Source organism: Metabacillus sp. RB-C-LZQ-3-1 (genome assembly GCF_058315175.1).
In genome coordinates this window covers 464,364-490,089 of the sequence record NZ_JBZFLI010000001.1, presented here as the reverse complement: position 1 = coordinate 490,089, position 25,726 = coordinate 464,364, and the positions used below count along the sequence as shown (strand labels likewise).

22 protein-coding genes are annotated in these 25,726 nt (G+C 38.1%); 1 reads left to right on the top strand and 21 read right to left on the bottom strand.

Features of this window, described 5'->3' with window-relative positions:
• The first annotated feature begins 58 nt into the window (after positions 1 to 58).
• Positions 59 to 1,750 carry a hypothetical protein gene (locus tag AC4GZ8_RS02660; RefSeq protein ID WP_491080249.1) on the top strand — a complete coding sequence of 564 codons (1,692 nt, stop codon included), beginning with the start codon at positions 59 to 61 and terminating at the stop codon, positions 1,748 to 1,750.
• Between the two features lie 338 nt (positions 1,751 to 2,088).
• Here the strand turns inward: AC4GZ8_RS02660 and AC4GZ8_RS02655 are convergent, their stop codons facing one another.
• The 21 genes from AC4GZ8_RS02655 to AC4GZ8_RS02555 form a co-directional block, all read right to left on the bottom strand.
• On the bottom strand, positions 2,089 to 3,654 hold the full coding sequence (locus tag AC4GZ8_RS02655) for a SagB family peptide dehydrogenase (RefSeq protein WP_491080248.1): 1,566 nt from the start codon (positions 3,652 to 3,654) through the stop codon (positions 2,089 to 2,091).
• Positions 3,655 to 3,671: 17 nt separating this feature from the next.
• Positions 3,672 to 5,618 carry a TOMM precursor leader peptide-binding protein gene (locus tag AC4GZ8_RS02650; protein ID WP_491080247.1) on the bottom strand — a complete coding sequence of 649 codons (1,947 nt, stop codon included), beginning with the start codon at positions 5,616 to 5,618 and terminating at the stop codon, positions 3,672 to 3,674.
• A 2-nt stretch (positions 5,619 to 5,620) separates the two neighbouring features.
• On the bottom strand, positions 5,621 to 7,519 hold the full coding sequence (locus AC4GZ8_RS02645) for a putative thiazole-containing bacteriocin maturation protein (protein WP_491080246.1): 1,899 nt from the start codon (positions 7,517 to 7,519) through the stop codon (positions 5,621 to 5,623).
• Between the two features lie 149 nt (positions 7,520 to 7,668).
• Complete coding sequence (locus AC4GZ8_RS02640; RefSeq protein ID WP_491080417.1) at positions 7,669 to 8,004, bottom strand: hypothetical protein; 336 nt, start codon at positions 8,002 to 8,004, stop codon at positions 7,669 to 7,671.
• A gap of 390 nt (positions 8,005 to 8,394) precedes the next feature.
• On the bottom strand, positions 8,395 to 8,883 hold the full coding sequence (locus AC4GZ8_RS02635; RefSeq protein ID WP_491080245.1) for a PTS sugar transporter subunit IIA: 489 nt from the start codon (positions 8,881 to 8,883) through the stop codon (positions 8,395 to 8,397).
• Between the two features lie 18 nt (positions 8,884 to 8,901).
• Positions 8,902 to 9,690, bottom strand: coding sequence for an endonuclease/exonuclease/phosphatase family protein (locus AC4GZ8_RS02630; RefSeq protein WP_491080244.1), 789 nt, complete (start codon positions 9,688 to 9,690; stop codon positions 8,902 to 8,904).
• A 4-nt stretch (positions 9,691 to 9,694) separates the two neighbouring features.
• Positions 9,695 to 11,338: a PTS transporter subunit IIBC gene (locus AC4GZ8_RS02625; RefSeq protein WP_491080243.1), complete on the bottom strand. Its 1,644-nt coding sequence runs from the start codon at positions 11,336 to 11,338 to the stop codon at positions 9,695 to 9,697.
• Between the two features lie 72 nt (positions 11,339 to 11,410).
• Positions 11,411 to 13,078 carry a glycoside hydrolase family 13 protein gene (locus AC4GZ8_RS02620; RefSeq protein WP_491080242.1) on the bottom strand — a complete coding sequence of 556 codons (1,668 nt, stop codon included), beginning with the start codon at positions 13,076 to 13,078 and terminating at the stop codon, positions 11,411 to 11,413.
• 262 nt (positions 13,079 to 13,340) lie between these two features.
• A complete protein-coding gene (locus AC4GZ8_RS02615; protein WP_491080241.1) occupies positions 13,341 to 13,799 on the bottom strand; it encodes a DinB family protein in 459 nt (152 codons plus the stop codon).
• A 177-nt stretch (positions 13,800 to 13,976) separates the two neighbouring features.
• Positions 13,977 to 14,108 (bottom strand): YjcZ family sporulation protein, encoded by a 132-nt coding sequence (locus AC4GZ8_RS02610; protein WP_491080416.1) that lies wholly within the window; start codon positions 14,106 to 14,108, stop codon positions 13,977 to 13,979.
• Positions 14,109 to 14,410: 302 nt separating this feature from the next.
• Complete coding sequence (locus AC4GZ8_RS02605) at positions 14,411 to 15,907, bottom strand: aldehyde dehydrogenase family protein (RefSeq protein WP_491080240.1); 1,497 nt, start codon at positions 15,905 to 15,907, stop codon at positions 14,411 to 14,413.
• A gap of 15 nt (positions 15,908 to 15,922) precedes the next feature.
• Positions 15,923 to 17,113: an iron-containing alcohol dehydrogenase gene (locus AC4GZ8_RS02600; RefSeq protein WP_491080239.1), complete on the bottom strand. Its 1,191-nt coding sequence runs from the start codon at positions 17,111 to 17,113 to the stop codon at positions 15,923 to 15,925.
• Positions 17,114 to 17,115: 2 nt separating this feature from the next.
• Positions 17,116 to 18,213 (bottom strand): Ldh family oxidoreductase, encoded by a 1,098-nt coding sequence (locus AC4GZ8_RS02595; RefSeq protein WP_491080238.1) that lies wholly within the window; start codon positions 18,211 to 18,213, stop codon positions 17,116 to 17,118.
• Entirely contained in the window at positions 18,191 to 18,886 is a 696-nt protein-coding gene (locus AC4GZ8_RS02590; RefSeq protein ID WP_491080237.1) for an RraA family protein, read from the bottom strand. The genes AC4GZ8_RS02595 and AC4GZ8_RS02590 overlap by 23 nt, the downstream gene beginning before the upstream one ends.
• 53 nt (positions 18,887 to 18,939) lie before the next feature.
• Positions 18,940 to 19,842, bottom strand: coding sequence for a carbohydrate ABC transporter permease (locus tag AC4GZ8_RS02585; protein ID WP_491080236.1), 903 nt, complete (start codon positions 19,840 to 19,842; stop codon positions 18,940 to 18,942).
• A gap of 11 nt (positions 19,843 to 19,853) precedes the next feature.
• A complete protein-coding gene (locus AC4GZ8_RS02580) occupies positions 19,854 to 20,744 on the bottom strand; it encodes a carbohydrate ABC transporter permease (RefSeq protein ID WP_491080235.1) in 891 nt (296 codons plus the stop codon).
• A gap of 71 nt (positions 20,745 to 20,815) precedes the next feature.
• Positions 20,816 to 22,141 carry an ABC transporter substrate-binding protein gene (locus AC4GZ8_RS02575; RefSeq protein WP_491080234.1) on the bottom strand — a complete coding sequence of 442 codons (1,326 nt, stop codon included), beginning with the start codon at positions 22,139 to 22,141 and terminating at the stop codon, positions 20,816 to 20,818.
• Positions 22,142 to 22,174: 33 nt separating this feature from the next.
• Positions 22,175 to 22,660 carry an RpiB/LacA/LacB family sugar-phosphate isomerase gene (locus AC4GZ8_RS02570; protein WP_491080233.1) on the bottom strand — a complete coding sequence of 162 codons (486 nt, stop codon included), beginning with the start codon at positions 22,658 to 22,660 and terminating at the stop codon, positions 22,175 to 22,177.
• 36 nt (positions 22,661 to 22,696) lie between these two features.
• Positions 22,697 to 23,614 carry an NAD(P)-dependent oxidoreductase gene (locus AC4GZ8_RS02565; protein ID WP_491080415.1) on the bottom strand — a complete coding sequence of 306 codons (918 nt, stop codon included), beginning with the start codon at positions 23,612 to 23,614 and terminating at the stop codon, positions 22,697 to 22,699.
• A 119-nt stretch (positions 23,615 to 23,733) separates the two neighbouring features.
• On the bottom strand, positions 23,734 to 24,468 hold the full coding sequence (locus tag AC4GZ8_RS02560) for an RraA family protein (protein ID WP_491080232.1): 735 nt from the start codon (positions 24,466 to 24,468) through the stop codon (positions 23,734 to 23,736).
• 123 nt (positions 24,469 to 24,591) lie between these two features.
• Positions 24,592 to 25,614, bottom strand: coding sequence for a LacI family DNA-binding transcriptional regulator (locus AC4GZ8_RS02555; protein WP_491080231.1), 1,023 nt, complete (start codon positions 25,612 to 25,614; stop codon positions 24,592 to 24,594).
• Positions 25,615 to 25,726: the final 112 nt, after the last annotated feature.

Here is a 25,726-nt window from a genome sequence, read left to right as displayed (position 1 = left end):
AAACTAATTATGAAAGTGAATCGTAGTAAACATATAAATAAATCGAAGGGAGAACATCATGGTAAATATTCTTATCTTTTCTCTTATTATTGGATTAGTATCAGCAATTCTCATAATTCCTTTTACTAATCAAAAGCAATCAACTAAAGATAACAAAACGGTTCAAAAAAAGCCCAGTTTAGGGGCAATTGGCATATTACTCGTTCTTATTATGATTACTATGTTTGTGTTTTATTATCTTAGTAATTTAGATCGTAATATTTCATCTTTATGGATTTTTATCATTGTTGTTTCAGCATTGGGTGCAATCATTGCCTCAGGTAAGGAAAAAATTTTAAAGGGCCTTATTTTCATTGGAAGTCTTGTTTTTGGAATTTATCTACTCTTAGCGCCGCTCTTTAATGCAAATGAAAAATTTGAATATGCAGATATGAAGGAATTAGTAGAAATTAAAGCGTTTGATGAAAATAAAACACCCGCAAGTGTCCCGCCGGAGTTTGCTAGAAATAAAATGAAAAAGGCATTTGGGCAAGTACCTAATACGAGTTATTATGAACTTGGAAATCTTCAAATTCAAAAAGTTAATGGAGAATTTGTTTATATTGCACCAGTTGAATTTTCAGGATTTTTTAAATGGTTAAATGGGGATGTCATACCTGGTTATTTCACTTTAAGTGCTACTGACTCTTCTGAGAATCCAAAATTTATTAAATCTGAAATGAACTATACACCATCCTCTTATTTTAATAAAAATGTGGAACGTCATATCCGAATGAACTATCCTAAACATATTTTTTATGGTGATGTTCAATTAGAGATCGACGAAGATGGTAAACCATATTATATCCGTACCTATGGCCAATTTATTTCAGCCCGTAATGGTTTCAAGGTTGAAGGAATTGTCGTTGTTGACCCTAAAAGTGGAGATACCGAAGCTTATAAACTGGCTGAAGCCCCATCCTACATTGACGGAGCTGTTTCTCCTGAAACGGTGAGCTTACAAAACAGCTACTATGGAAATTATATCCACGGCTTTTGGAATAGTGTTTTTGGTAAAACTGATGTAAAGCTGCCTTCTGATGAAGGAACAGAAGCAAATGTCAGTCCCATTTTTGATGAAAATGGTGAAATGTTTTATTTTACCGACTTTACCAGCCCTAAAGAAGGCGTAGATTCTATGTTGGGATACTCACTTACCAATTCAAGAACAGGAAAGGCAACCTATTATACGGGAAATCTAGAAGAATCATACATGGATTCCCAAGGTGCTTTGCAAATAATAGAAAAGAAATTCATCGAAAAAAAGTGGCATGGTGAAATGCCCGTCTTATATAATTTTTATGGAGAAGCTAGCTGGTTAACACCTGTTTTAGATTCTAATGGCTTTTTGCAAAATTACTTTATTGTTTCTGCAGCCAACCCTGAAATTTCAGTATATGCTAATACACCTAATGCAGCTTTAAAGCAATATAAAACAGCCTTGCAAAAAGGTGGAAGTACTGTAGATGGTACCTCTAACGCAGAAGAAAAAACCATAACAGGTACAGTTGTACGTGTTTATAAAGAAAAAACTGGAGACTTCACGATTATTTCTTTCCTTTTAGACAATCATAAAAATTTCGTCATATCATCTGAAAATTATCCTTTCGCCATTTACCTGGAAGAAAACGATAAAGTAAAGATAACCTATTTAGAAACAGGAGAGAACTTCCTGCCAGTAAAGGAAATGGTTATTGAAGGATTGGAATAATGGAGGTATTTTACTACGTTCCCGGGTAAAACAATCATCATATAATATAAGTAATCACACCACATATTTGGAGATTTCAGGCTGTAGACAAACTCGTAGAAATTAGAGTTTGTCTACGGTCTATTTGCCATTTCATTGCATCTGGAGAATTAGAAAACTTCTTCAAAGGGACTAAATCTTCTAGAATGCTCAGTAATGCTATAATTCCTCATGATCTTAATTGTAGAGGTGTTTTACACTAGATTTTATTAAACAAGAAAACCTTGAAAGGCATTAACCAATCAAGGTCTATATGTTATGATTTGTTTTTTATTTCTTCGACTAAGTTCTTAATTCTATTAAGTATGAAGTCTCCCCATCAGCCAAGGTCGTTGTCGATATGGACCAATTGGGATTTGAATTAAGCTTGTTTTTCCAAGTGAATCCAAGTTGTACATTTGATCACTTAGATTCACGTCGAAACCGAGGAGCGGATGACCACCCATTTCAAGGGCTGATGCTGCTAATAGTAATCTTTGGACGAGCATCCCTGCTTCCATTTGTTGAATTCGATATCCTCTGTAGCCAAGTAAATCTTTATCATAATCCTTGTCGCCGACAACATGCAAGGTGATCGGTACTTGCAGGAGATTTACATTCCCTAAAGACATACCGGATTGCAGTCTGAGCCGATGGTCTCCTGGATTCATCAGGCGCAATGCGTGCTCACTCTTGTCATAAAAATAAGCTCCATTAGGGATTCCTTCAATGTTATACAAACAAACAAAAATAGCAACACGTGGCTCATATATAAGTGTTTCCTCTAAGTCATTTCGATAACTGAAAGATGCTGTCGCCTCATTTAGAAGGGAAGCAAGTTGTTTTAGACATACTTTTCCCAAAATAAAATCCATGTCAGGTGAAATTCGCTTTTGACAGGTAGACATGAAATCATACGAAATCCGTTTAACTAGGGGCAAAGGGAACACCTTCCCCTCAACATTTCCAATCTCCTTTTCCTCTATCCTTTGAAAAGATGTAGAATCGAGCATAGAGGCTACATTCATTTTTATTAACATCGGAAACTCTTTTATTCTCTTAGATCGAACATAATGTTTAGGCTGAATATAGGGTATTTCTCGTACCAAATCAGCAGCTAAGAATTTCACTCCATTACGGTTTCCTGACCAAATGGTTGGTTCTACTGATAGCGGGATGACTGCATACACGCTTTCTTCTTGTTCATTAAGCCCAAGAAGATGGTTAATAGCACGATCAAGATATTGAAAGTACACACCTGATACAAATCCAAAACGTTTTGCTACTTCTAATAACTGCCCCATCAGGACACCTGCATCTAACCCTTGAAGTCGGTAAGAAAAATTATTGTACTTGAAAAAGTTTTTCCAAAACATCGTTGATATAAAAACTGTCCCAAAGCAAGATGCAAGATCACAGCGGCATCCAAGCGCCCGGGTGAGATAATCATCAAAATTACCTTCACGCATTAATACTAAGCGGTGGTGTGAGACATCAAAATGATAAACCCCATCAGGTAAATCTTCAATTTTTAAATATACGTATAATTCGTTGGGATACAACCCTCCACCCGAAGGAGCAAACCTTCTATAAGATTGCATGATTTCCAGCTGACTCTCGGTCGAATCCATTGGAAAAACAGATTGACTAAATTGAGTCATCCCATAAACATACCAAAGGAAGTGACCGGTTTTCCTAAGATCTGGCTTATTAGGAACTTCCTGACCTTCCAGAGTTAAAGGTATATCCAAAGAAAGTGGAATTTCGGGTAAATCATAGTAAAGCTTGTAAGCAAGCGGCCCATCTTCCCAATCCACTTCCCAGTTTGGAATGCTTGCCTTATCAATGTCAAAATGTAAATTGTACAGAAACTCATCCAAAATCATCCTTCCAGCCTCCCTTCTTATGGAAACGGGTGAGGAAGTGGATTAAGCATATCACATGTCAGTGGTTCACTCGTATACCCCAGTTCCATAGGGACCCGTAATATCCTCTCTAATCCAGATATGCGCTTTAAATGTTGTCCGAAAGTCATCGGGACCATCCCAGGAATCAACACTTTTACACAATGTAATCCGTTTCGTTTGATTTCCGGTGTTGTCTGATCAATGACAATGACATCCAAGTTTACGTTTCGTAACGCTTGAAGAATATCTTGAAGATCATTGGTGAGGTCCGCATGGTTTGACTTCCATTTGAATTCCTCGTTAAAGGCTTTAATCGGACGGTTATTGTTAAGTAAAAAATTCAGGCGCTCTTCTGCTTGTCGTAAGCCATACAACATGCCATGGTCATCCATCTGATGTACTAAGGAAGAATCATGTAACATTCTCACATATTCCTCTTTGTTTGCCTCAAATTTCTCATCCAGTGTCAACATCATGCCCGCTAACTCATGAACAGCGGTTTTCACAGCTCGAACCGGATCCAAATGAGCCCCTGCTGCACAAATTAAATTCAACCCTTTTTGCTTTCGGTTTTTTGCCAATGCTACAATGCTTGGAATTCCGTGCTCCATTGTAGAGTTATATAAATACAGGTCATATCCTCCAACTGCTCTTACCCGGTCAATCATCAACAATAGTTCTTCATCTTCAGCAGAGTAGGGATCAAGACGTGGTAAGGACAATTTTCCATACCATGTCATAAGAAACGAATCACGCTCGACCACTTCCATAATGCCATAAAAAATGGCCTCTTCTAAACTTCCTCCTATTGCGCATCCGTTGGAAGTTTCATAGACAAATCCCCGTGACCCGCAACCTAAACTATAGTAAGCAAGTAACTCTGGAACTAGAATCGGTCGTTCCTGTAAAAACGAATAGCCCCATACCCATTTCATAGGACGCTCAGGATCAAATTTTTCAAAGGGGAAGCCAGGGCGTTGATACTGATCTTCTTCATGTACACCAACTAATTGAGGATTTAAGGCTTGATCTTTCAAATTCTGATAACAATCATATATCACTGTCCGTTTGCCGCGTGGCTCGAGGCCGCAGTATCGTTCCAATCCCTCTAAAATAGCCGTTAATTCACTTGCAGCGTAGGAATTTGTTCGTCCGGCTGTTCCTTCATCCCCCTCAAACAAAGGTAAATTCACACTTACATCCGCAAATGGAGGTACGAGATTATACATCTTATCATTAAGCAGGCCTGTTCGAGAATCAAGATAATCTTTGGCTAACACGTTTTTCAGATCATCTAATGAACGAGTTCGGTAACTTCCCATGCTGACTTTTGGGCTTTGCTGAAGGGAAATTTGGGCTAAATCTGGTGAATCGTCAGGTATAGAACTACATACTGTACATTTAGGGACAGGCAGGAAGGAATGCCATGAAAGCTTAAAAGTTTTTAGGTTGATGAAACCTAGCCTTTTCTCTGAAAGAGTCTCTTCCCTTTGTATGATCCTCTGAACCTCTGCTTTAAGGAGATGAACCATCTGTAAAAAACCTGTACGTGATATCCAGGCTCCCTGTTGTGTTTTTCCAGAGACCTCTAAATTCTTTTGCATCTGCCACATCTCTTTTCGATGACTTCCTGTTAAGACGCGACGTAGATCGGCACATTGAGAGCAACCTGAAGTACCAGGGTGCACCAAAGGCCCTATGATGCCTTCTCCAAATGATACAAAGCTTCGAAGCCATGTGGTGTTGCTTGCTCGAAACTCATCTTCTGCATTTTGATGAACAGAAGGGTTCCATTCATCATGCAGGACCAAAGCTAAATCAATGGTTTCTGGTACGACTGAATCAAAATGAGTCTGACGAACAATCAAGTATTCTGAGGAAAGTTCTGTACAAAAAAGGTCTGCTAACAAGCCCTCACCAACGACCAATAAAACAGCACTCACCTTTATTCCTCCTCTCGAACTACAACTCCAAATATCCCTGCTAACCCTTCTTTTAACATTGGTTCTGCTTCAAGTTCATATATGACAAGTTGCTTTCTGTTCCGATCCAAAACTTCTTTCGCAGATTTCAATAGAACAGAATGTTCCTGTTTATCACAATTAGGTATATTTACTTGTTGGGGTGCTTTTTCATCAAGTAGCACAGATGATAAGACTAAGCCTTGGGATGCTAAAGGATCTTCATCGTTTTGTTGTTTAAAAAGAGCCTGTTGCAAGGCTTTTCTTAACGCTAACGTTATATTGATATCTACACTTCCATACCATCTATTTTTTGTACCAATCCAAACGACAGGGAAACCAGATACCTCCTCTCCTAAGCCAATCATTGGTTCACCCTGCATCTTTGATAATGTCTCTAAATAATATTTGCAACGTTCGTCTTCTACTGTATTCAACTGAACTGGAGATAGGGAAATCGTATTGTTTGCTTGTTTTGTTTTCATCTCCTGTATTAAATACTTCTGTAATCCTCGGCATACACTCTCGGTAAATGTTTCACCTGCTCCGGTATGAACTTGTGATGGCAGATCGAGTACGGCCATTAATCGATTTCCATATGCTTCAATTCCCGCTAGACCCGCTTCCCTCCTAGCCTCCTCATGTGTTAGTCCTGAAAAGATCATATTTTGTAACAACTCTGCCGGTCCATCAGACAATGGGTCGGTTGGTTGGACTTGGCACTGAGCTAACGGAAGTTGAAGCAAATCCCCCTCCTCCCAAGTATGAAAGATCCCTGTTGCCTTTGATGTAACGTTATTAAAAAAAAGAAGTAATTTACCCGTTTCTTCTTTTTCCACATCTCGCTGAATTCGTGCATCATAATCGTCTACCATTCTAGCTAATGTATGTCCAGTCACAACTGGATGAGGGAGGAATGTATTCCAGTTTCCTTCCATCGTTTCTAAATCAAGTAAAAAGAATTGATTATTCTGCTCCCGTTCCGTCACTCCGGTAATGTTTTTAAACAATTCAAATACAATGAGATTAGCTAGCATAGCCCCGGCTGTGGTGGAAAATGTAGAAATTCGATTTTCTTTGAATAGTTCCGATCGATGCAGCCTTCGCCATGCAGACTCCCAACAATTCTTAGATCCTGGTAAAACTAAAGGACCCGCCATTCCAACTTGTTGGAAACATAAGGCTGGGATAAACACCTTGTTTTCTTCTCTACAAATCTTATGTAGAAGTTTTAGTTCTTCTACACTTCCCTCTTGTGACACATACAAAATATAATCAAACGGCTCCACAATCTCCCTCCAAGAACTTCGTGAGATCTCCTCTACCTCCACCTCCGGATCTGTTGTTCGGGCATGTGCCACGAGTTCCTGCAGCCGATTCAAATTCGTCTTATTTCGATCTGTGATTAGTGTTTGAAACTTCGGTAACCCGGAATCAAGTAATGCCGAGACCAACGAAACAAACATATCTCCTGAACCGACTGCCAATATTTTTGCCTGACGATAAGTCTGAAATCGAAACGCGGCTGACTCTACAAAACTATTAACAAATTCAATTTGTGAAGCATACTTTTTTAGAACCTGTTCAGTCAACTGATGTGGATGGTCTCGACTTACATCTTTAACAAATCCATTTTGATACAAGGTTTCCGCAATTTCGTACACTCGGTCACGATACGGTCCCGGTAATCCGTTTGTCAAACTCTCCAAAGTGTGTTCTCCATTGAACATTGGTATCAGCTTTTCAACCCACTTATCGATCATACTTCCTTCCATACGAAACGAACTTACATTGTTTCTAAAAAATACACCGTTGTTAGCTTCTGGGAGAAAAAACGTGTCCCTTTTCACCTTCAGACGCATAGAAGGGTCCAAATTCGTCATATCGATCCTCCTTAACCTTAGCTACCATTGTCTTTTAATATACATTACTAACATCCTATGTACTGTAATTTGTCCCTTATGTTTCATTTCAAGGAGAATAGCCTCTACATTCAAATGTAGAGGCTTTCCTTATCTCTTTCAAAAACTTTCTATCTGCCTCCGCAGCGACCTCCGCCACCACAACGATTGCCATCACTACAACGACCTCCGCCACCACAACGATTGCCATCACTACAACGGCCTCCGCCACCGCAACGACCATCACTACAACGGCCTCCACCACAACGACCTCCACAATTAAAGCAGCTGAAACAACTAAAGCAATTAAAGCATCTAAAGCAATTAAAGCAATTGAAACAATTAAAACAGCTAAAACAGCGATGAAAACCACCGACACCAACGAAAAACCTTTCATCATCATTATAGTATTGGTTCGGGTCATAAGGTACGGCCGGAGTAGCTTGATAATTTCCGAGATTTAACATCTGGAGATCATGTTGAAATTCATTCATTAATTAAATACCTCCTAAATATACTTACCTGGAAACCAGTGACAGGAAACGAACATGTAAATTCAAGTTGTTTTGATAGATCCATACTTCTTCAACAAATTATGTAAATTGGGTGGGTGTTGCTACTGGTAAAAAAGCCTAATTATTTAAACTTTCAATATACAGGTTAAGAGCTTTTTTAATAAAGTGCGATTGGGGATTGTACTTTAAGGTAGATCTATCTTGAGACGTCCGTGAAAAAACGATCCTATGTTATGGAAGAATCGCTACCCTATATAAACCAAAAGGGGTTTGGAATGCAAAACATTCCGAACCCCTTTTGGTGACAGTCAAGCATTTTCCATTATGATAAAATGCTTTTATCTATTTAATTTTCGTTATTTCCATCATCATATCTTGACCGCCTTTTATGGACTGATCGCTTACTCTATTTTCTATTTTAAACTGATCCCCATTTACGAGAATGATAGGCGTAATGACATTTGTTCCAGTATTCGATACCTTTTCAATATCAAATTCTGCAATGGGACTCCCTTTTTTTATTTTGTCTCCATTTTCAACCAAAACATTGAACCCTTCACCATTTAGTTTTACCGTTTCTAGACCCATATGGATAAGGAGCTCTGCACCTGTTTTAGAACGAATGCTGATCGCATGTTTAGTCGGGAACACATTTAGAATCTCACCGTCAACTGGCGAGAATACTTGACTTTGTATTGGAACAATAGCAACTCCATCACCCATCATTTTTTCAGAAAAAACAGGATCTGGAACTTCTTCTAGTAACACCACTTTTCCTGTTAAAGGAGCATGGATTTGCTCCCTTTTTTGGGAAAATAACGATTTAAACATATTAATGGCTCCTCATTTTTATTTAATAATAATCTCCACTCCAAAATGATCTGAGATAACCGGCTTATTTTTTCCGTTAAAAATGACAGAAGATTTACGCGCGTTGACTGGAAAATTCGAAAAAATATAATCGATCCGTAAATCCTGTTTATTATTGTCCCAGCCTGCAATCTTTCCGGCAACCGTTACCCCTTGATCTTTCTCTTTTGATAATGTGTAAGTATCATAGAGACCTTTACTTAGTAAGTAATCGTACCCTTCACCTCTACTATTAGCATTATTATTGAAGTCACCCATGAGGAAATACTTTTCATTTGAGCTTGCCTGATCACATAAAGCATCGATTTGTTCTTTAAATGGCTCTTCCTCATCTCCCCACCAGCCAAGGTGACAAGAATAAAATGCTATGGTTTCATTATTCAATCGAATATTCGCGCCAACGATCCTTCTCGTTTTCCAATGGCTCGTATTTTCAGATTGACTAACAAAAAAAGAGGTTGTGTTTTCTATTGGGTGTTTCGTTAATAGGGCAATACCTTCTTCGTACACATCATATCCGATATGTGAAAAATCCCATATAACTTGATAGTCCGTAACCCCAAGTTTTTTTAATTCCTCAAGCAGGATCCGTGCAAAATTATCTTTTTTTAACCGACCGTCAATTACTTCCGAATCGATAGACTGACTCACTTCCTGGAGCGCGATGACGTCATAGGATTTTTCCATAATCGTTTCAGCTAAAATCTTTATTTTCTCTAATTGATGATCTTCCTGCCAAGAATGACAATTTAATGTTAATAATTTCATCTGATTAAGCCCCTAAACGGTCCTGTATATCTGACTTCAATACATCGGCTTTTGGTCCATAAATGGCTTGAACACCTTTTCCTTTCACGATTAAGCCAAGTGCTCCATTTTGCTTCCACTCCTGCTCTGAAGCAACCGCGTTCACATCTTTAATGGTTACACGTAGTCGAGTCATGCACGCATCAACTTCTTCGATGTTTTCTTTTCCGCCTAATAAACCGATAATAGTTGTTGCAAGTGAATTGTCCTGTTCCTTTGTATTATTGTCTTGTGAAGTTTGATTGGACTCATCCTCAATATAGTTTCCTAATCGGCCTGGAGTAGCGTATTTAAACTTTTTAATCATAAAATTAGCAACCGCAAAGTTTAATGCAAAGAACAATAAGCAAGCAGCGACAAAATACACCAAGTCTAACCATAAGCCCGCTTTCATTATCATCGGTGTACGTGTTAAAAATTCGATGAAACCGAAGGCATGAATTCGGATATGAACAATATCTACAATGGCAAATGCTAATCCTGTCATAATTGCATATGCCACATAAAGAACTGGTGCAACAAACATGAACATAAATTCGATTGGTTCTGTAACACCTGTTAAAAATACAGCCAACCCAGCTGAAAAGAACATAGACTTGTATTTCGTGCGTTTATCTTTATCAACATTTTTATACATTGCCAGTGCAATACCAATTAAGGATGCAAAGGAAAGAATCATTTGCCCCACTTTAAAACGGGCAGGAGTTACTTCATTTAATAACGCTTCATAACCTGCCGTGTCTCCTGCAGCAAGTAAATTATTTAAGTCTGCAATCCATGCAAGCCATAAAGGGTCTTGACCTGAAACAATTGTCCCGGCACTTGAACCAGTTAAAATAGAATACGTTCCGCCCAACTCTGTATAGTTCATTGGAACTGTTAACATATGGTGTAAACCAAATGGTAATAAAAGACGCTCTAATGTTCCGAAAATAAACGGAGCTACAATCGGAGCCGTTTCACGTGATGAAGCAATCCAACGGCCAAAATCATTTAGAAGTCCTTGAATAAATGGCCACACGATTGAAAGAATAATCGCCGTTCCAATCGAACCTACAATCACCACAAACGGTACAAATCGCTTTCCATTAAAGAAAGAAAGAGATTGTGGCAGCTTGTCAAAGTTATAATATTTATTAAAAATATTTGCTCCTAAGAAACCGGAAATGATCCCCACAAACACACCCATGTTTAAAGCAGGTGCACCAAGAATGGAAACAAAATAATCTTTCACTACTAATTCGCTTCCAAGCAAGGATGTTACAGTGGCCTCAGGATCATTTAACATGGCACTGTTAACACCAAAGATGGCTCCCGTAATTCGATTGATCAAGACAAAAGCGATTAGTGCTGCAAATGCCCCGCCAGCACGTTCTTTCGCCCAAGATCCGCCAATTGCCACTGCGAATAGAACATGGAGATTCCCAATAATACCCCAGCCGATTTCCTCCATGACTAAAGAAATGGTTTGCACTAAAGCTAAATCGGTACTAGCCATTCCTATCAGTTTTCCAAGTGAGATCATGATCCCTGCAGCTGGCATGACTGCTACAACAACGAGCAATGCTTTTCCGAATTTTTGCCAAAATTCAAAGGATATAAATTTCATCTTTTCCTTCTCTCCTTCTAAATCATTATTTTCACTTCGTGAGCAAACGTTTGCATTAACGTTTGTGAAATATTAGCTTAATCGATACACTCTTGCCTCAAATGGTTTTAGAATATCGTTAGTAAAATCCGTTTCCGACTTTTGTTCATAATTTCCAATCAACAGTTCCGCTTCTTTGTTTTTCCATTCAACAGGAAGTTGATATGTTGTTTCTTTTGCAAAAAGGTTCGTTAAAATAAAGTATGTTTCATCTTTCCATGTTCTTTCATATGCAAAGATTTGGTTATGATTCTCTAAAACAAGCTGAAAGCTTCCATACACTAAAGTCAGATTTTCTTTTCGTAATTGAATCAGCTTCTTATAATAATAGTAGATTGAATCTGGATTACTCATTGCATGGTCAACATTAATTCGAGTGTAATTCGGATTTAATTTTAACCAAGGCTTTCCAGTCGTAAATCCAGCATTCTCTCCATTTGTCCATTGCATTGGCGTTCTTGAATTATCTCTGCCGTTTTTCCAAATGATCTCCATTAACTCTTCATGACTCTGGCCATTTTCAATTCCATTTCGGTATAGGTTTTTGATGGCGACATCATTATAATCATCTATTGAAGGAAACTGTACATTGGTCATGCCAATTTCTTGTCCTTGGTAAATAAATGGCGTTCCTTGCATAAGAAAATACATTGTCGCAAGACATTTAGCCGATTGATCCCAGTATTGATCACTGTCTCCCCATGTAGAAACAGAGCGCGGTTGATCATGATTTTCCAGGAACAGTGCATTCCAGCCTAACCCATCAAGTGCTGTTTGCCAAGCTTTAAAGGTTTCTTTCAATGATGGAAGATCAATTCCACCAGTAACACTTTTTCCCCACAGGTCTAAATGTTCAAATTGGAATATCATATTAAAAATGCCTTTTTCTTCTCCAACCCATTCTTCTGCCTGATCTGGCTTCACGCCATTTGCTTCACCGACTGTCATAATATCATATTTCGCAAACGTTTCGCGCTTAAGCTCCTGGAGAAAGACATCAATACCCTCACGATTCATATGCCCTTCAAATGATGGGACATATTTAAGTTTTTTGGGATTCGGCAAATCCGGAAATCCTGCAACTTTCTTTATATGAGAAATCGCATCGACCCTAAAACCATCAATTCCCTTATCAAGCCACCAATTAATCATTTCATATAAGTCTTTTCGGACTTTTGGATTTTCCCAGTTTAAATCTGGCTGTTTACGGGAGAAAACATGCAGATAATATTCCTTTGTCTTCTCATCATATTCCCATGCTGAGCCGCCAAATATTGATTCCCAGTTATTAGGTTCTGCGTTGTTTTTACCAGGATGCCAAATATAATAATCCCGATAAGGATTGTTTTCTGATGAACGAGATTCAATAAACCAAGGATGTTCATCAGAAGTATGATTAATAACCAAATCCATAATTAATTTCATGCCACGCTTATGTACCTCTGTCAAAAGCTCATCGAAATCGGCCATTGTACCGAAATCTTCCATAATTCCTTTATAATCACTAATATCGTAACCGTTATCATCATTTGGCGAAGTATAAATTGGACAAATCCAAATCACGTCAATTCCTAAATCTTGCAGATAATCCAACTTAGAAATAACTCCTTGAAGATCACCGATCCCATCTCCATTTACGTCCATAAAACTGCGCGGATAAATTTGATATGCCACCGCTTCTTTCCACCATTTTCTATTCATGATGCATTCCTCCTACTAATCTTAAAAACTAATATAACAGACAAAAAGAATTTAGGCAACCGTTTGCATAAAACTTTTATATTTTTTCTTCTAATAACTAGAGTAGTCATTTATAAATTGGTTATGATCTTATAGTCTTTGTTGCTGAATAAAATTTTTAATCACAATGTTTTATTAAACTTAATCTTTTCATGCGCAATCGATTGCATTGAAGAGTGTAATTAAAATGTATCGATTCAACTAAAAACTTTTACAGGCTATATCAATATTGTCTCTCAAACGTAATAAAATCAAGATTAATGGGGTCGAAACCATCCCGACGAAGTTGTACGTTCAGCTGCCCCCGATGATACTGACCGTGAAGGGCTACATGAGTTAAAATGTCAATAAGTAAGGTTTTAAACTCATAGCCTTTACTGTTTTTATACTTGATTTGTTGGTCTAGGCTGGCGTCTGATAAAGAAGAAAGTAATTCTGAAAAACATTGGTCATTGCGTTTGACCAGTTCTTCACAGTCTCCAATTCCATTATCAATCCAAAGCGGTAATTGTGAGCTTTCCTTTCCATGAATTCTCGTTAACCATACCTGTTCTGAACAAAGGATATGTGAAAATAAACGTCTAGCTTTGTGGCTATCAATAGGATCCATCGTTTTCAAAACTTCTAAAATACGCTGATTAGCCCAATGTAAGTGCTCATACATCCTTTTAATCGTTTTCAATTAGACTTACCTCCCTCTTGGTTGCGAATATTCATAATTCTATTACTGATAATTTCCATGTATTTTATTACCACTATACTTAAAATCTTTTATCCTATTTCAACTTTTTCGTTCAACGAAATTCCCTAGTATTTAAAAAAAGACACTAAAAATAGTGTCTTTTTCAGGTGTAAGTGGTTAACATTTATTACCGTAGATTGTTGCACCAATAATAATTAATAAGATAAACAGTACAACGATGATCGCAAACGTGTTACCACCACAAGGAGCACCATATCCATAAGCAGGAGATACATAACTGTAAGGCATAACAGGCTGATGAGGAGCATTTACCCCACCAACATGTGGTGCGTTTGCTGCTGCACCTGCCACATGCGGATTGTTTTCGTAACCGTACATCTAATCCTCTTCCTTTCGTTTGTGAAATTACTAAGACGATATAGTATATACGTTTATCGAAAATTGGAGCCCGTCTAGTCGGAAGAATGCTTCATTAAAACACCTAAAATGAAGCCCATTTTTTAACCATTAGGCTTGAGATATTTTTTGTGTAGGCGGTTGCCTATAGCTAGCTATGCACAATCAAGGACTTTTTATCCGAAAGAATCAACTTAATATTGAAAGTAAACCGTCTTTAGTTCTGTAAAAAACTCTACATTTGAACCTCCAATTGAAAAAGCACCAAAACCAGAATTTTTTATGCCTCCAAAGGGCATATGCGCCGCACTAGATGTTCCATGATTAATATGTACCATTCCTGTTTCAATTTGATCTGCAAATGTGTGGGCGGATGAATAATCTGTTGTAAAAATAGAAGCTGCAAGTCCGTATTCTACATGATTAGCAACATGAATTGCTTCCTCTTTATCTTCTACCTCAATTACACATAAAACTGGACCAAAAATTTCTTCTTTAGCCAATCTCATCTCTGGTGTTACATTGTCAAATAAGGCTGGAACCAAATATGATCCCTCTGAAAAATGCCCCTCATTTAAGACTTCTCCACCAAATAGTAGATTTGCCCCTTCTTTTACACCGATTTCTATATATTCTAAAATGGAATCTAACTGATCTTTGTTGATGACTGGACCCATGGTCACTCCTTCTTCCCAAGCAGGTCCAACGTTGATATCTTTTATCTCTTGATAAATTGCATCCGTTAGCTCTTTCTTCTTATCCTTTACAACAATTACTCTGCTAATTGATGTGCAGCGTTGACCACTACAAGCAAAAGCAGCTCCTACAATCTGTTTCGCTACATCCGCAACATTTTGATAATCCAACACTACTGCCGGATTTTTACCACCTAATTCTAATTGCGTCTTCACTAACCGCTTAGCAGCAAGCTCATTAATGCGAACCCCGATATCTGTCGAGCCAGTAAAGCTAATTCCTTTTACTAAAGGGTGATTGATTAATGGGTCACCAACCTTTGAGCCACTGCCTACTACTAAGTTAACCACCCCATTCGGAACGCCTGCTTCAGCAAAAAGCTCCATCAGTCTCGCAGAAGTCCACGGTGTTAATGATGAAGGTTTAAATACAACCGTACATCCATATGCTAAAGCTGGTGCAATTTTACGAACCGGTGTAACAACCGGGAAATTCCAAGGAGCAATCGCAGCAACAACACCGATTGGCTTACGCACTGATGAATTAAATACATTTGGACGTTCGCCCGGAAGTGTGTTCCCTTCAATTCTGAAGGCTTCACCCGCACAAAAGCGCGCTTCCTTCGCTGCACGAAGGACTTCTCCTTTTGCTTCACTTAGTACTTTCCCTTGCTCAGCTGAGAGCATATAAGCAAGTTCATCTACGTTCTTTTCAAGCAAGTCAGCAAAACGGTAAAGAATTGCTCCTCTATCTGGACCCGGAATCTTAGACCAAGATTTAAAGGCTTCATTTGCAGCTTCAACAGCCTCATTTACATCTTCCTCAGTTGAATCCTGAAAAGAGGCTAAAAGCTGACTATTTTTTGCAGAATGATAGATTTCAATGGTTTTTCCACTATTACTTTCAATCCATTTTCCATTAATAAAATTCCCGTAAGTCTTCATTTCATTATTCTCTAACCATTCTAGCATGTTTGATGTTGTTGCTAAGGACATATGATCACTCCTTTATTAAATTGAGATTGGTTCTTTAACACTTGGTTTCATCACCGCTCGGCAAATGTTCTTTAAGTCCTCTAGTGACGGCTTAACAGGATTCACTGGAACATTGCCAGAAAGAATAGCTTCTTCAACAATCATATCTAGATGCTCTTCTTCAACCCCATAGTCAGTTAAAGTTTGTGTAATACCAACATCCTCCTTCAACTGACGAACTGCTTGAACTGCCTTCTCAGCCGCTTCACGTTTCGTCATATTGTCAGTTTTTTCACCAAAGATTCTAGCAATCTCAATAAATTTGTCTGTATTACCGATAATGTTATACTGCATTACTTCTGGTAATAAAATAGCGTTTACGACACCGTGTGGGATATTAAAATGTGCTCCTAAAGGAATCGCTAACGCATGGGCTAAACCTAAACGGGTCGTATTGAAAGCCATGGCAGCAATAGTACTTGCCATCAACATATCATAACGGGCTTCCTGATTTTCACCTTGTACAACCGCCACTCTTAAGCTTTTTGCTACCAGTTTCATAGATTGTATAGATAGAGCTTCTGAAATAGGCTGTGTTACTTTATTTACATATGATTCTAGTGCATGTGTTAACGCGTCCATTCCAGTAGCTGCTGTGATATGAGGTGGAAGAGTTAGTGTCAAATCAGGATCACACAAAGCCAACGTTGGACAATTATACATACTTCCAACACTTAACTTTGCCTTTGCTCCCTTATCGGATAAGACCGAAAATCTTGTGATTTCACTACCTGTTCCAGCAGTAGTAGGTACTGCTATAATTGGCGCTCCCGGTCCAGGGACTTTATCAAGACCAACATAATCTCGGATATTACCTGGATGCACTAACATAAGAGCGATAGATTTGGCTGTATCAAGTGCACTTCCACCACCTACCCCAACAACAATATCGCTGCCTCTCCTTTTTGCAAGAGTTGTTCCGCTAGCAACTGATTCTATTGTGGCTTCCACTCCAACCTCAGTAAAAACAGTATATGGAATTCCTGCTTCAGCAAGAGGCTCCTCTAATCGCTGTACAATTCCAGCTTTTGATACACCTGGATCACCAACAAGCAATACATTTGTACCACCTAAGTTTTTCACATGATCCGCTAATTGCTTCACACTACCCTGCCCAAATTCAATAATAGTAGGTACCTGATATCGGAAGTTTTTTAAAGTCATCATGGTTAATTAAGTGCCTCCTCTTTATTATGACCATTTTCATTACATGCAGCTTGGGCCATATCAATCCCGTAGCGTTTACCAAGTTCTGAAAGTTCCTCTACCACTTTATTTGGTAGCTCAATTCCCTCTTTTTTACGCTTAAGCACTAGTCGATGTTCAATTTCTCCCGGAATGAATATTTCTTTTACTCCATTTGCTTTTGGTTCAGCTTTTATCTCACGAATATATAAATCCATCCGCTCTTTAAATGTTTCAATCGGAATGAATCGATTGATATCAATTGCTAGATAAAAGTGTCCAACATTTTGGGGTTCTTCCCAATTTTCATACATGTTATTAACATATCTTCCAAAACCTGCACCAGTAAGGACACCAGCCAAAATATCGATAAACATCGAAATTCCATATCCCTTTGGACCTCCTACCGGTAAAACGGACCCTTCCAATGCAGCATGAGCATCAGTAGTTGGTTTACCATCCTTATCAATTGCCCAGCCTAAAGGAATTTCTTCTCCTTTTTGTGCTGCAACAATGATTTTTCCTCTTGCTACTACACTTGTTGCCATATCTAAGATAAACGGTAACTCCTTGCCTGATGGTACGCCAATTGCCAGGGGATTGGTTCCAATAAATGGCCTTACTCCACCTGTTGGTGGCATCGTTTGTGATGCATTTGAAATAACTAAAAGAATCATATCTTTTTCAATTGCTTTTAAGGCGTAATATGCACCTGTGCCAAAATGGTTAGACCCTTTTACACCTACAATAGCTGCACCTTTCTGCTTCGCCTTCTCTAACGCGATATCCAATGCCTTTGTACCAACTACAGCACCAAAATTATTGTTTCCATTAACAAGTACAGTTGCTTCATCTTCAATTTCAATTTCGACTGAGGCATTTGGATTGATCATATTTTGCTCAATACGATTTAAGTAAATTGCGGCTCGCACTACCCCATGGGAATCCACACCACGGAGATCTGCTTGAATCAATGATTCAGCAACAATATCTGCTTTTTCCTGAGAAACACCAGCACTTACAAATAAATTAGAGCAATAGTTTTGTAGCTTTTCCCAATCATACCTTGTTGGAAGAGACATCTAGTTCACACCCCTTCTGTTTTAAGGTATCGTCAACCCAGCTTCGATCAACAGATCCATCGGCAATTGATTTAAGAATTGCCTTTTCATTCTTTTCTTGTATTTTCACTTTTTCAAGTATTTCGTCTGCGTAATCTGCTGGGATAACAGCTAGACCATCTTCATCACCAACAATGATATCGCCGGGGTTTACTAACATTCCGGAAATCGAGATTGGTACGTTTATTTCACCAGGCCCATCCTTATAAGGGCCACGATGTGTAATCGCTTTTGCGAAAACCGGAAAATTTTGATCAATAAATGCTTTGCTATCACGGATTGCCCCATCGATGACAAAACCTGTAACCCCATTTTTGCGCGCCAGTTGAAGCATGATCTCGCCCACAATTGCATTTGTTGTGTCACCTCCTGCATCGACCACGATGACATCGCCAGGCTCTGCGATATCTATTGCTTTATGAACAAGAAGGTTATCTCCAGGTCTTGTCTTGACAGTTAACGCTGTACCAAGCAACTTTCCGGATCTGTGATAAGGTCTGAGGAAAGGTCCAATTGCATGTATTCGATTCAAATTATCACTTATATGTGGTGTTACTACATCTCTAAATCTTTCTACTATGTCTCTGCTTAACTTATTTTTTATTGGCAGAATTCTAAGTCCCAAATTTTCCATTCCCGATCCCCCTAATTTATTGTTTCAACAATAGTAATCTACGATATAGAACTTTAACCTTTTACACCACCAGCTGTAATTCCTTCAATTAAATACCTTTGGAAGAAAATAAATAAAGCAAAAAGCGGGATTAATGAAACAGTAGACATGGCGAACATTGCCCCCCAAGAGTTTTGTCCCATTGCATCTAAGAACATTCTAAGTCCAAGTGCAACTGTATATAGGTTGATATCACCGATATAAAGCAGCTGGCTAAAGAAGTCATTCCACGTCCAAATGAAAGTAAAGATCATCGTTGTAATCAAAGCTGGTAATGCCAATGGCATGATTAATGTTGAATACAATCTGATTGGACCGCAACCATCCATCTTTGCTGCCTCATCAAGCTCACGCGGAATGGTTCGTATGAACTGAACCATTAGAAAGATGAAGAACCCATCTCCAGCCAAAAATTTTGGTATAGTTAGGGGCAAATAGGTGTTAACCCAGTCTAGTTTATTGAAAATAATATATTGTGGGATAACGGTTACATGAAAAGGTAACATCATTGTTGTAAGCATGATTGCAAACCAAATCTTTTTGTAAGCAAATTCAAGTCTTGCAAAAGCGTAAGCAGCCATTGAACAAGAAATGACTGTTCCAATAATAGCGACTGCTACTAGAAAAAAAGTATTAGCAAAGAATTTACCAAATGATACACCGGATAGACCTGCCCATCCTATAACATAATTTTCAAATGTAAATACAGTTGGCAAAAAAGATATATTTTTAAATATTTCAGAATCAGGCTTAAATGAACTACTAATCATCCATAACAGGGGATAAAGCATGAGTATCCCTACAGCAATGATAAATAGATGAAGAACGATTCCTTTTGGTTTGATCTTTTTCTTATTCACCATATAGTGGATATTAATGTTTTCTCTATATGGTTCACTAACTTTATTCGTTTCCATCCGAATCACCTCTATTCTTGATAGTACACCCATTTTTTACTTGAAAGGAATATTAACGCTGTAACAAATGCTATTGCAATTAACAATATCCAAGCCAAAGCTGACGCATATCCCATCTGGAATTGAGTGAAACCTTTTTGATAAAGATATAATGTATAGAATAATGTAGAATCTAGTGGTCCACCACTACCTCCACTAACAATGTAAGCTGGTGTAAATGCTTGAAATGCATTAATGATTTGCATAACTAGATTAAAAAAGATGATCGGAGAAATTAATGGTAAGGTAATTTTAAAGAACTGTTTTATTTTTCCCGCCCCATCAATTGTTGCCGCTTCATAAAGATCATTAGGCACCTGCTTTAATCCAGCTAAGAAAATAACCATCGGAGCTCCAAATTGCCAAACAGTTAATATAATTAACGTAAAGATTGCAGTATCAGGTGATGAAATCCAGTTTGTACCTTTGATACCAAATACAGATAAGAATTGATTAATTAAACCATCTCCCCCGAAAATTTGACGCCAAAGAATTGCTACTGCCACACTTCCTCCAAATAGTGAAGGTACATAGTAAATGGCTCTGTACACTCTTAAGCCTTTAATTCCGCGGTTTAATAATACTGCTACCGCTAAAGCAAAGGTCAGTTGTAAAGGTGCTCCAATAAATACGTACACAAGAGTAACTTTTACGCTATTCCACCATTTTTTATCAGCGAATATTTCAGCATAATTTGTCAATCCAGTCCATTCTGCAGGTGTGAACATATCATAACTAGTAAAGGATAAATAAAGTGAAGAACCAATTGGAATGATACCCAGGAAAAAAAATCCAATTAACCATGGAGCTAAAAAGAGATAGCCGACCCAATTGTTCCTCCACATTTTTTTTAGTGATGCCATTCGAATCCTCCTATCTAAGGGAATGGAAGAGTACTAATACTCTTCCATTCTATTAATTGGATTGATCATAGTTATTCTACGATACTCTTTGCTGTTTCCATAAAGGCTTCAGCAGCCTCTTCAACAGATACCTGTCCAAATGCAATTGCATCATAATTATCAGCAAAAGCTTGCTCAATTTCACCTACACCTTGTGGAGGTACTGGTGCTGGATGTGCATATGGTAGAGTTTCCTGGATAAATGATACAGCTCTTTGATCAGCCGGCTCTAGGAATTGTTTTACAAATTCACTTCCGTCAGTTGAAGCTGGCGGTCCTTGATTAACCTTGAATAATTCCCATGCTTCTTTTGCATTGACAAAGTAATCGATAAACATTGCTGCTTCTTTTGGATGTTTTGATTTTTCTGTAATACTTAAAAACGCCGCTCCGATATACTCACTATTTTCTCCGTCCGGCATTACTGGCATACGAACCATCCGAAGCTCACCTGAATCGAACTGTTCTTGATATAGGGACAGTTGGTTTGCTGGAATTTGAGTTAATGCCACTTTCCCTGTCACAAACATATTTTGTTCTAATGGAACATTTGCATACTCAGCTCCAGTTTCTGCATCTGGAATATAACCTTTCTTGCGGAAATCATCCCACATTGTCCACCAAGAAACTAAATCTTCCTTCTCAAATCCGAGTTTACCATCTTCTGTGAAAGTATCTTTTCCAAGTTGACGAAGATAGTGTCTAAAACTTGGCTCTAGCTGTCCTCCACCATTATCAGGAGATGCAAATTGATCATCTGAATCAATTGCTGCATCTAATTCAGCTAGCTTGGCTGCAAAATCATCCCATGTCCAATCCATTTCTGGATATTCAACGCCTAATTCGTCAAATAATGCTGTATTATAGGCCCACCCTGGCATTGTTATACCTTTTGCTATCATCACAATTTTGTCATCTACTTTCCCAGCGTCTACTGCTGACTCTGGAAAGTCTGATAAATCAATTTCACCATTTTTAACTGCATCATCAAGCTGAAGAAGAGCCCCTCTACGAGCATAATCTGAAACATAGGATTGATGCATACTCACTACATCTGGAGCATTTCCACCGGCGATTTGCGTAGCAAGTTTATCCCAATAATCTCCCCAGCCGCCAAATTCTCTTTTAACTGTAATGTTTGGATGTTTTTCCTCAAATTTATCAATAATAGCGTTATAGACTTCGTTTCTTCCGGTATCACCCCACCAAGAAAAACGAATTTCTACTTTTTCGCTGCTGTTTGAACCTTTTTCATCCTTTGTATCGGAGGATGTATTCTCACTTCCTCCACTACATGCAGTTAAACCAAATGCAAGAATCAAGAGAAATAGACCGAATAAAAGCGCTTTCACCTTCATTAATACCCCGCCTTTTAAATTATATTTTTTAGTCTAATTATTTGTATTTACAATGAGTCTCGTAATTCTCGAGCCCCCCGCTAGTTCAAGTTCATGCAGCTTTTGAACACGTCTGCGAAAATGCTCCTCCGTGCTAAATTTCGCTTCTATAAAAGATTGAATTAAATCCTCAGCAAGCCAAGGTCCAATAATCTGTGCACCAATGCACATGATATTCACATCATCATGCTCTACACATTGGTGCGCAGAATGGATATCGTGGCATACTGATGCTCGAATTCCTGGTATTTTATTTGCTGCAATGGCTGCACCAACACCAGTTCCACAGATCATAATTCCTCGGTCGTGAGTTCCATTCCTTACTGCATCACATACTTTTCGTGCAATATCAGGAAAATCAACTGGTTCGATTGATTTACAACCAAAATCAGTGATTTCACATTTCAGTTTTTTAAATAGCGGCTTCAATTGCACTTTCATTTCAAAACCGCAATGATCACTACCAAGAGCAATTTTCATCTATTAATCTCCTAACTATGATTTCATCTTTTGAAATTATTTAAGAGATTTCTTTCCCACTGCTGAGAAATCTAAATCACCGTACTCACCTTCATACTTTTCATATAATTCTAGTGCCGTATTTGCAAGGGGTAAGGACAGTTTGCTAGCTTCGTCTACGGCAATTTTAACGTCTTTTTTCATTAACCTTAGCTTAAATCCTGGCTCAAAGTTTCTTTCTGTCAGGCTATCAAGCTTAGCATTTAACATCCACGACGCACCAGAACTACTGCCAATGACATTTCTTAACTGCTCTTTATCAATTTCTAACTCTTCAGCTAAGGCAACAGCCTCAGCAGAAGCAATCATGTGAATACCAGCTAGCATTTGATTGATGGCTTTAATTGCTTTTCCTGCCCCAATGCTACCAACCAAATAGATCTTTGCTGCCATTGCCATAATCAATTCACGAGACTCTTCTAATACTCCTTCATCACCGCCAACCATTACTGTTAAAGTTCCATTTTCAGCTCCAGCTGTTCCGCCGCTAACAGGAGCATCTAGCACCGAAACTCCCTTTTCTTGATAAATTTTATAAAGTTTTTTCATCATATCTGCCGATCCTGAAGTCATTTCAATCAACCGTTTTTCAGGAGTCAATTCATTAAGTACTCCCTCAGATAATAAAACGCTTTCAATTTCATTATCTGTAGGCAGAATGCTTATTAAAACATCGCAATTAGCTACAATTTCAGATGCGGAATTATGCTCAATTGCTCCGTTAGATTTTAATTCCTCTACAGGATTTCGATTGTTATGTGCACTTACATGTAATTCATACCCTTTTTTTTGAAGGTTTTTTGCCATTGGAAGCCCCATTGCACCAAGACCGATAAACCCCACCCGTTGTAACTCCATATCTATTCTCCTCTCATAACGATAGGATGATTTTTCCTGTCTGTGACCAAGCTCTATTGTATTTATACAAAAAAGAACTTATTATAGTAGTAGTAGAATACTTTTTTTAGGTCGGCTTAAAGGTTATTTAACTCTTTAAATACGGCCCTTTTTTATGTTTTTATAAGGTTTTGAGATTATTGATCTGTTGCAACAGTATCATCAAGTTCCATTCCTAGGTTTTCATAATGCTTTCTTCTATTCTTTTTATCGTTTGATAGCTCTTGATGAGCATATTTCGCAACTTCTTTAGCTAATTTACGTGGAACAACAACAACTCCATCACCGTCTGCAACGATTACATCACCAGGATAAATTGCTACTCCACCGATTGCTACAGGGATGTTCTTTGAATCAAAACGGATACGAGTTTGGTTCATACCTTGTGAAGTGAATTTAGACCAAACAGGGATTTTTTGTAAAATACACTCATCTGTGTCTCTTATTCCACCACCATTTAATAGATAACCTTGGACACCTTTTGCTTTAAAGGCCAAAGTATTTTCAGAACCTAGAAGACCTACATCGACATTACTCATATCCAGTACAACAAAATCTCCTTGTTCAATATCATGCTGCCAAGGATAATTTCCTACTTCATTGTAATACCAGCCAACCCATTTCGAATACTCTTCACCTGTTACTTTTGGATTAGGGCCTTCAAATGGTAAGTAACGTGCAGTTCGAGCAATCCCATATGCTTTTGTACGGAATAATGGTTTAAAACTGTGATCAACAGTGCCATATCCCTGCATTCCTACCCAATCTAACCCATCACGCACGTCACAAACACGTAAATCTTTGTAAAGCGCTAAAATTTCTTCTCTATCATCTTTTACTGCTACACTTTGGTTTTGATTTTCTGTTGTCATAATACTGTTCCCTCCACTTAGTAAAATAATTTTATTTCTTTAAAGCTATTGAACTAGTATTTAAATCTGCTACCGCTATTGAAGCCCCTCACCTCCTTTAAGTAGTTTATTGTTTTCATTTTTTTACTTTTTTAATTTCGTTGCACTTGAATCTCTTATGACAAGTTCCGGTTCTAAAACCACAGTTGCCTTTGGAACTTGTTTTTTATCTTCATTAATGGTTTTGATTAAGATCTCAGCAGCCATCTGCCCCATTCTGTATGCCGGTTGACGAATTGTCGTTAAGGGCGGGGCTAAATACTGTGCCCAGATAGTATCGTCGTAACTTACAATGCCCAGATCATCTGGAATTTGTAAGTTTAATTGTTTTATGGCCCCGAGAATTTCTAGTGTAATCATATTATTCGTTGAAAACAGAGCATCAATGTTTGGGTTATTCTTTAAAAAGGCAATGATGGATTCTTTTGTCTTGTCACTATTCTGCTCTAGATACAGGGTAAGAAAATCTTCAATTGTGTATCCGTTACGCAGCAAGGCTAGTTGATATCCCTCAATCCTCTCACTCCATGTACTTACAAGTGAATTGTCGTAAGCAATAACTGCAACTTTTTTACGCCCCGTCTTTATTAGGTGATCCACTGCAGTGTATGCACCTTTTAAGTTGTCCATAATAACATTGTTTGTTTCTAAATTAGGAATCCTTCTATTTATAACAACAAGTGGAAAATTTGTTTCAACTAGTTTCTTATAGAGATTAGGATTTTTAACAGTTGGGTTAATAATAATTCCATCCACCTGTCTCATTTGAAATTCACGAATATATTCTTCTTCTGTTTCTGCTTCCTCATTGGAGTTACAAACCATAAGGTTATAACCCAACTCCTGACACGTATCTTCTACGCCCTCTAAGACTGTGGTCCAGAATGGGTTTTTAAAATTTGAAAGGACGATTCCAATCACATTCGTTCTCATAGACTTTAACCCTTTGGCTAAAGCGTTCGGTCGATAATCAAGATCCTTAATCGCCTTAAGAACTCTCATTCTAGTTTCTTCTGTGGTGTGAGCATAATTTCCATTAATGATTCGAGATACGGTTGTTTTAGATACTTTGGCTGCTTTTGCGACATCTCCAATTGTTACTTTCAAATTCCTCACCATACTCTACTATTAAATTTTGTTCCTTCTTGGAAATCGATAAACAACGATTCAAAAAAAATATTATGAAAAGATTAATTGATTTATGACTGAAATGTTGGAT

Coding starts and splice junctions, on each gene's coding strand:
- AC4GZ8_RS02660 (WP_491080249.1), top strand. CDS start 59: ATGGTAAATATTCTTATCTTTTCTCTTATTATTGGATTAGTATCAGCA.
- AC4GZ8_RS02655 (WP_491080248.1), bottom strand. CDS start 3,654: ATGATTTTGGATGAGTTTCTGTACAATTTACATTTTGACATTGATAAG.
- AC4GZ8_RS02645 (WP_491080246.1), bottom strand. CDS start 7,519: ATGACGAATTTGGACCCTTCTATGCGTCTGAAGGTGAAAAGGGACACG.
- AC4GZ8_RS02640 (WP_491080417.1), bottom strand. CDS start 8,004: ATGTTAAATCTCGGAAATTATCAAGCTACTCCGGCCGTACCTTATGAC.
- AC4GZ8_RS02635 (WP_491080245.1), bottom strand. CDS start 8,883: ATGTTTAAATCGTTATTTTCCCAAAAAAGGGAGCAAATCCATGCTCCT.
- AC4GZ8_RS02630 (WP_491080244.1), bottom strand. CDS start 9,690: ATGAAATTATTAACATTAAATTGTCATTCTTGGCAGGAAGATCATCAA.
- AC4GZ8_RS02625 (WP_491080243.1), bottom strand. CDS start 11,338: ATGAAATTTATATCCTTTGAATTTTGGCAAAAATTCGGAAAAGCATTG.
- AC4GZ8_RS02620 (WP_491080242.1), bottom strand. CDS start 13,078: ATGAATAGAAAATGGTGGAAAGAAGCGGTGGCATATCAAATTTATCCG.
- AC4GZ8_RS02610 (WP_491080416.1), bottom strand. CDS start 14,108: ATGCCTTACAGTTATGTATCTCCTGCTTATGGATATGGTGCTCCTTGT.
- AC4GZ8_RS02605 (WP_491080240.1), bottom strand. CDS start 15,907: ATGTCCTTAGCAACAACATCAAACATGCTAGAATGGTTAGAGAATAAT.
- AC4GZ8_RS02600 (WP_491080239.1), bottom strand. CDS start 17,113: ATGATGACTTTAAAAAACTTCCGATATCAGGTACCTACTATTATTGAA.
- AC4GZ8_RS02595 (WP_491080238.1), bottom strand. CDS start 18,213: ATGTCTCTTCCAACAAGGTATGATTGGGAAAAGCTACAAAACTATTGC.
- AC4GZ8_RS02590 (WP_491080237.1), bottom strand. CDS start 18,886: ATGGAAAATTTGGGACTTAGAATTCTGCCAATAAAAAATAAGTTAAGC.
- AC4GZ8_RS02585 (WP_491080236.1), bottom strand. CDS start 19,842: ATGGAAACGAATAAAGTTAGTGAACCATATAGAGAAAACATTAATATC.
- AC4GZ8_RS02580 (WP_491080235.1), bottom strand. CDS start 20,744: ATGGCATCACTAAAAAAAATGTGGAGGAACAATTGGGTCGGCTATCTC.
- AC4GZ8_RS02575 (WP_491080234.1), bottom strand. CDS start 22,141: ATGAAGGTGAAAGCGCTTTTATTCGGTCTATTTCTCTTGATTCTTGCA.
- AC4GZ8_RS02570 (WP_491080233.1), bottom strand. CDS start 22,660: ATGAAAATTGCTCTTGGTAGTGATCATTGCGGTTTTGAAATGAAAGTG.
- AC4GZ8_RS02560 (WP_491080232.1), bottom strand. CDS start 24,468: ATGACAACAGAAAATCAAAACCAAAGTGTAGCAGTAAAAGATGATAGA.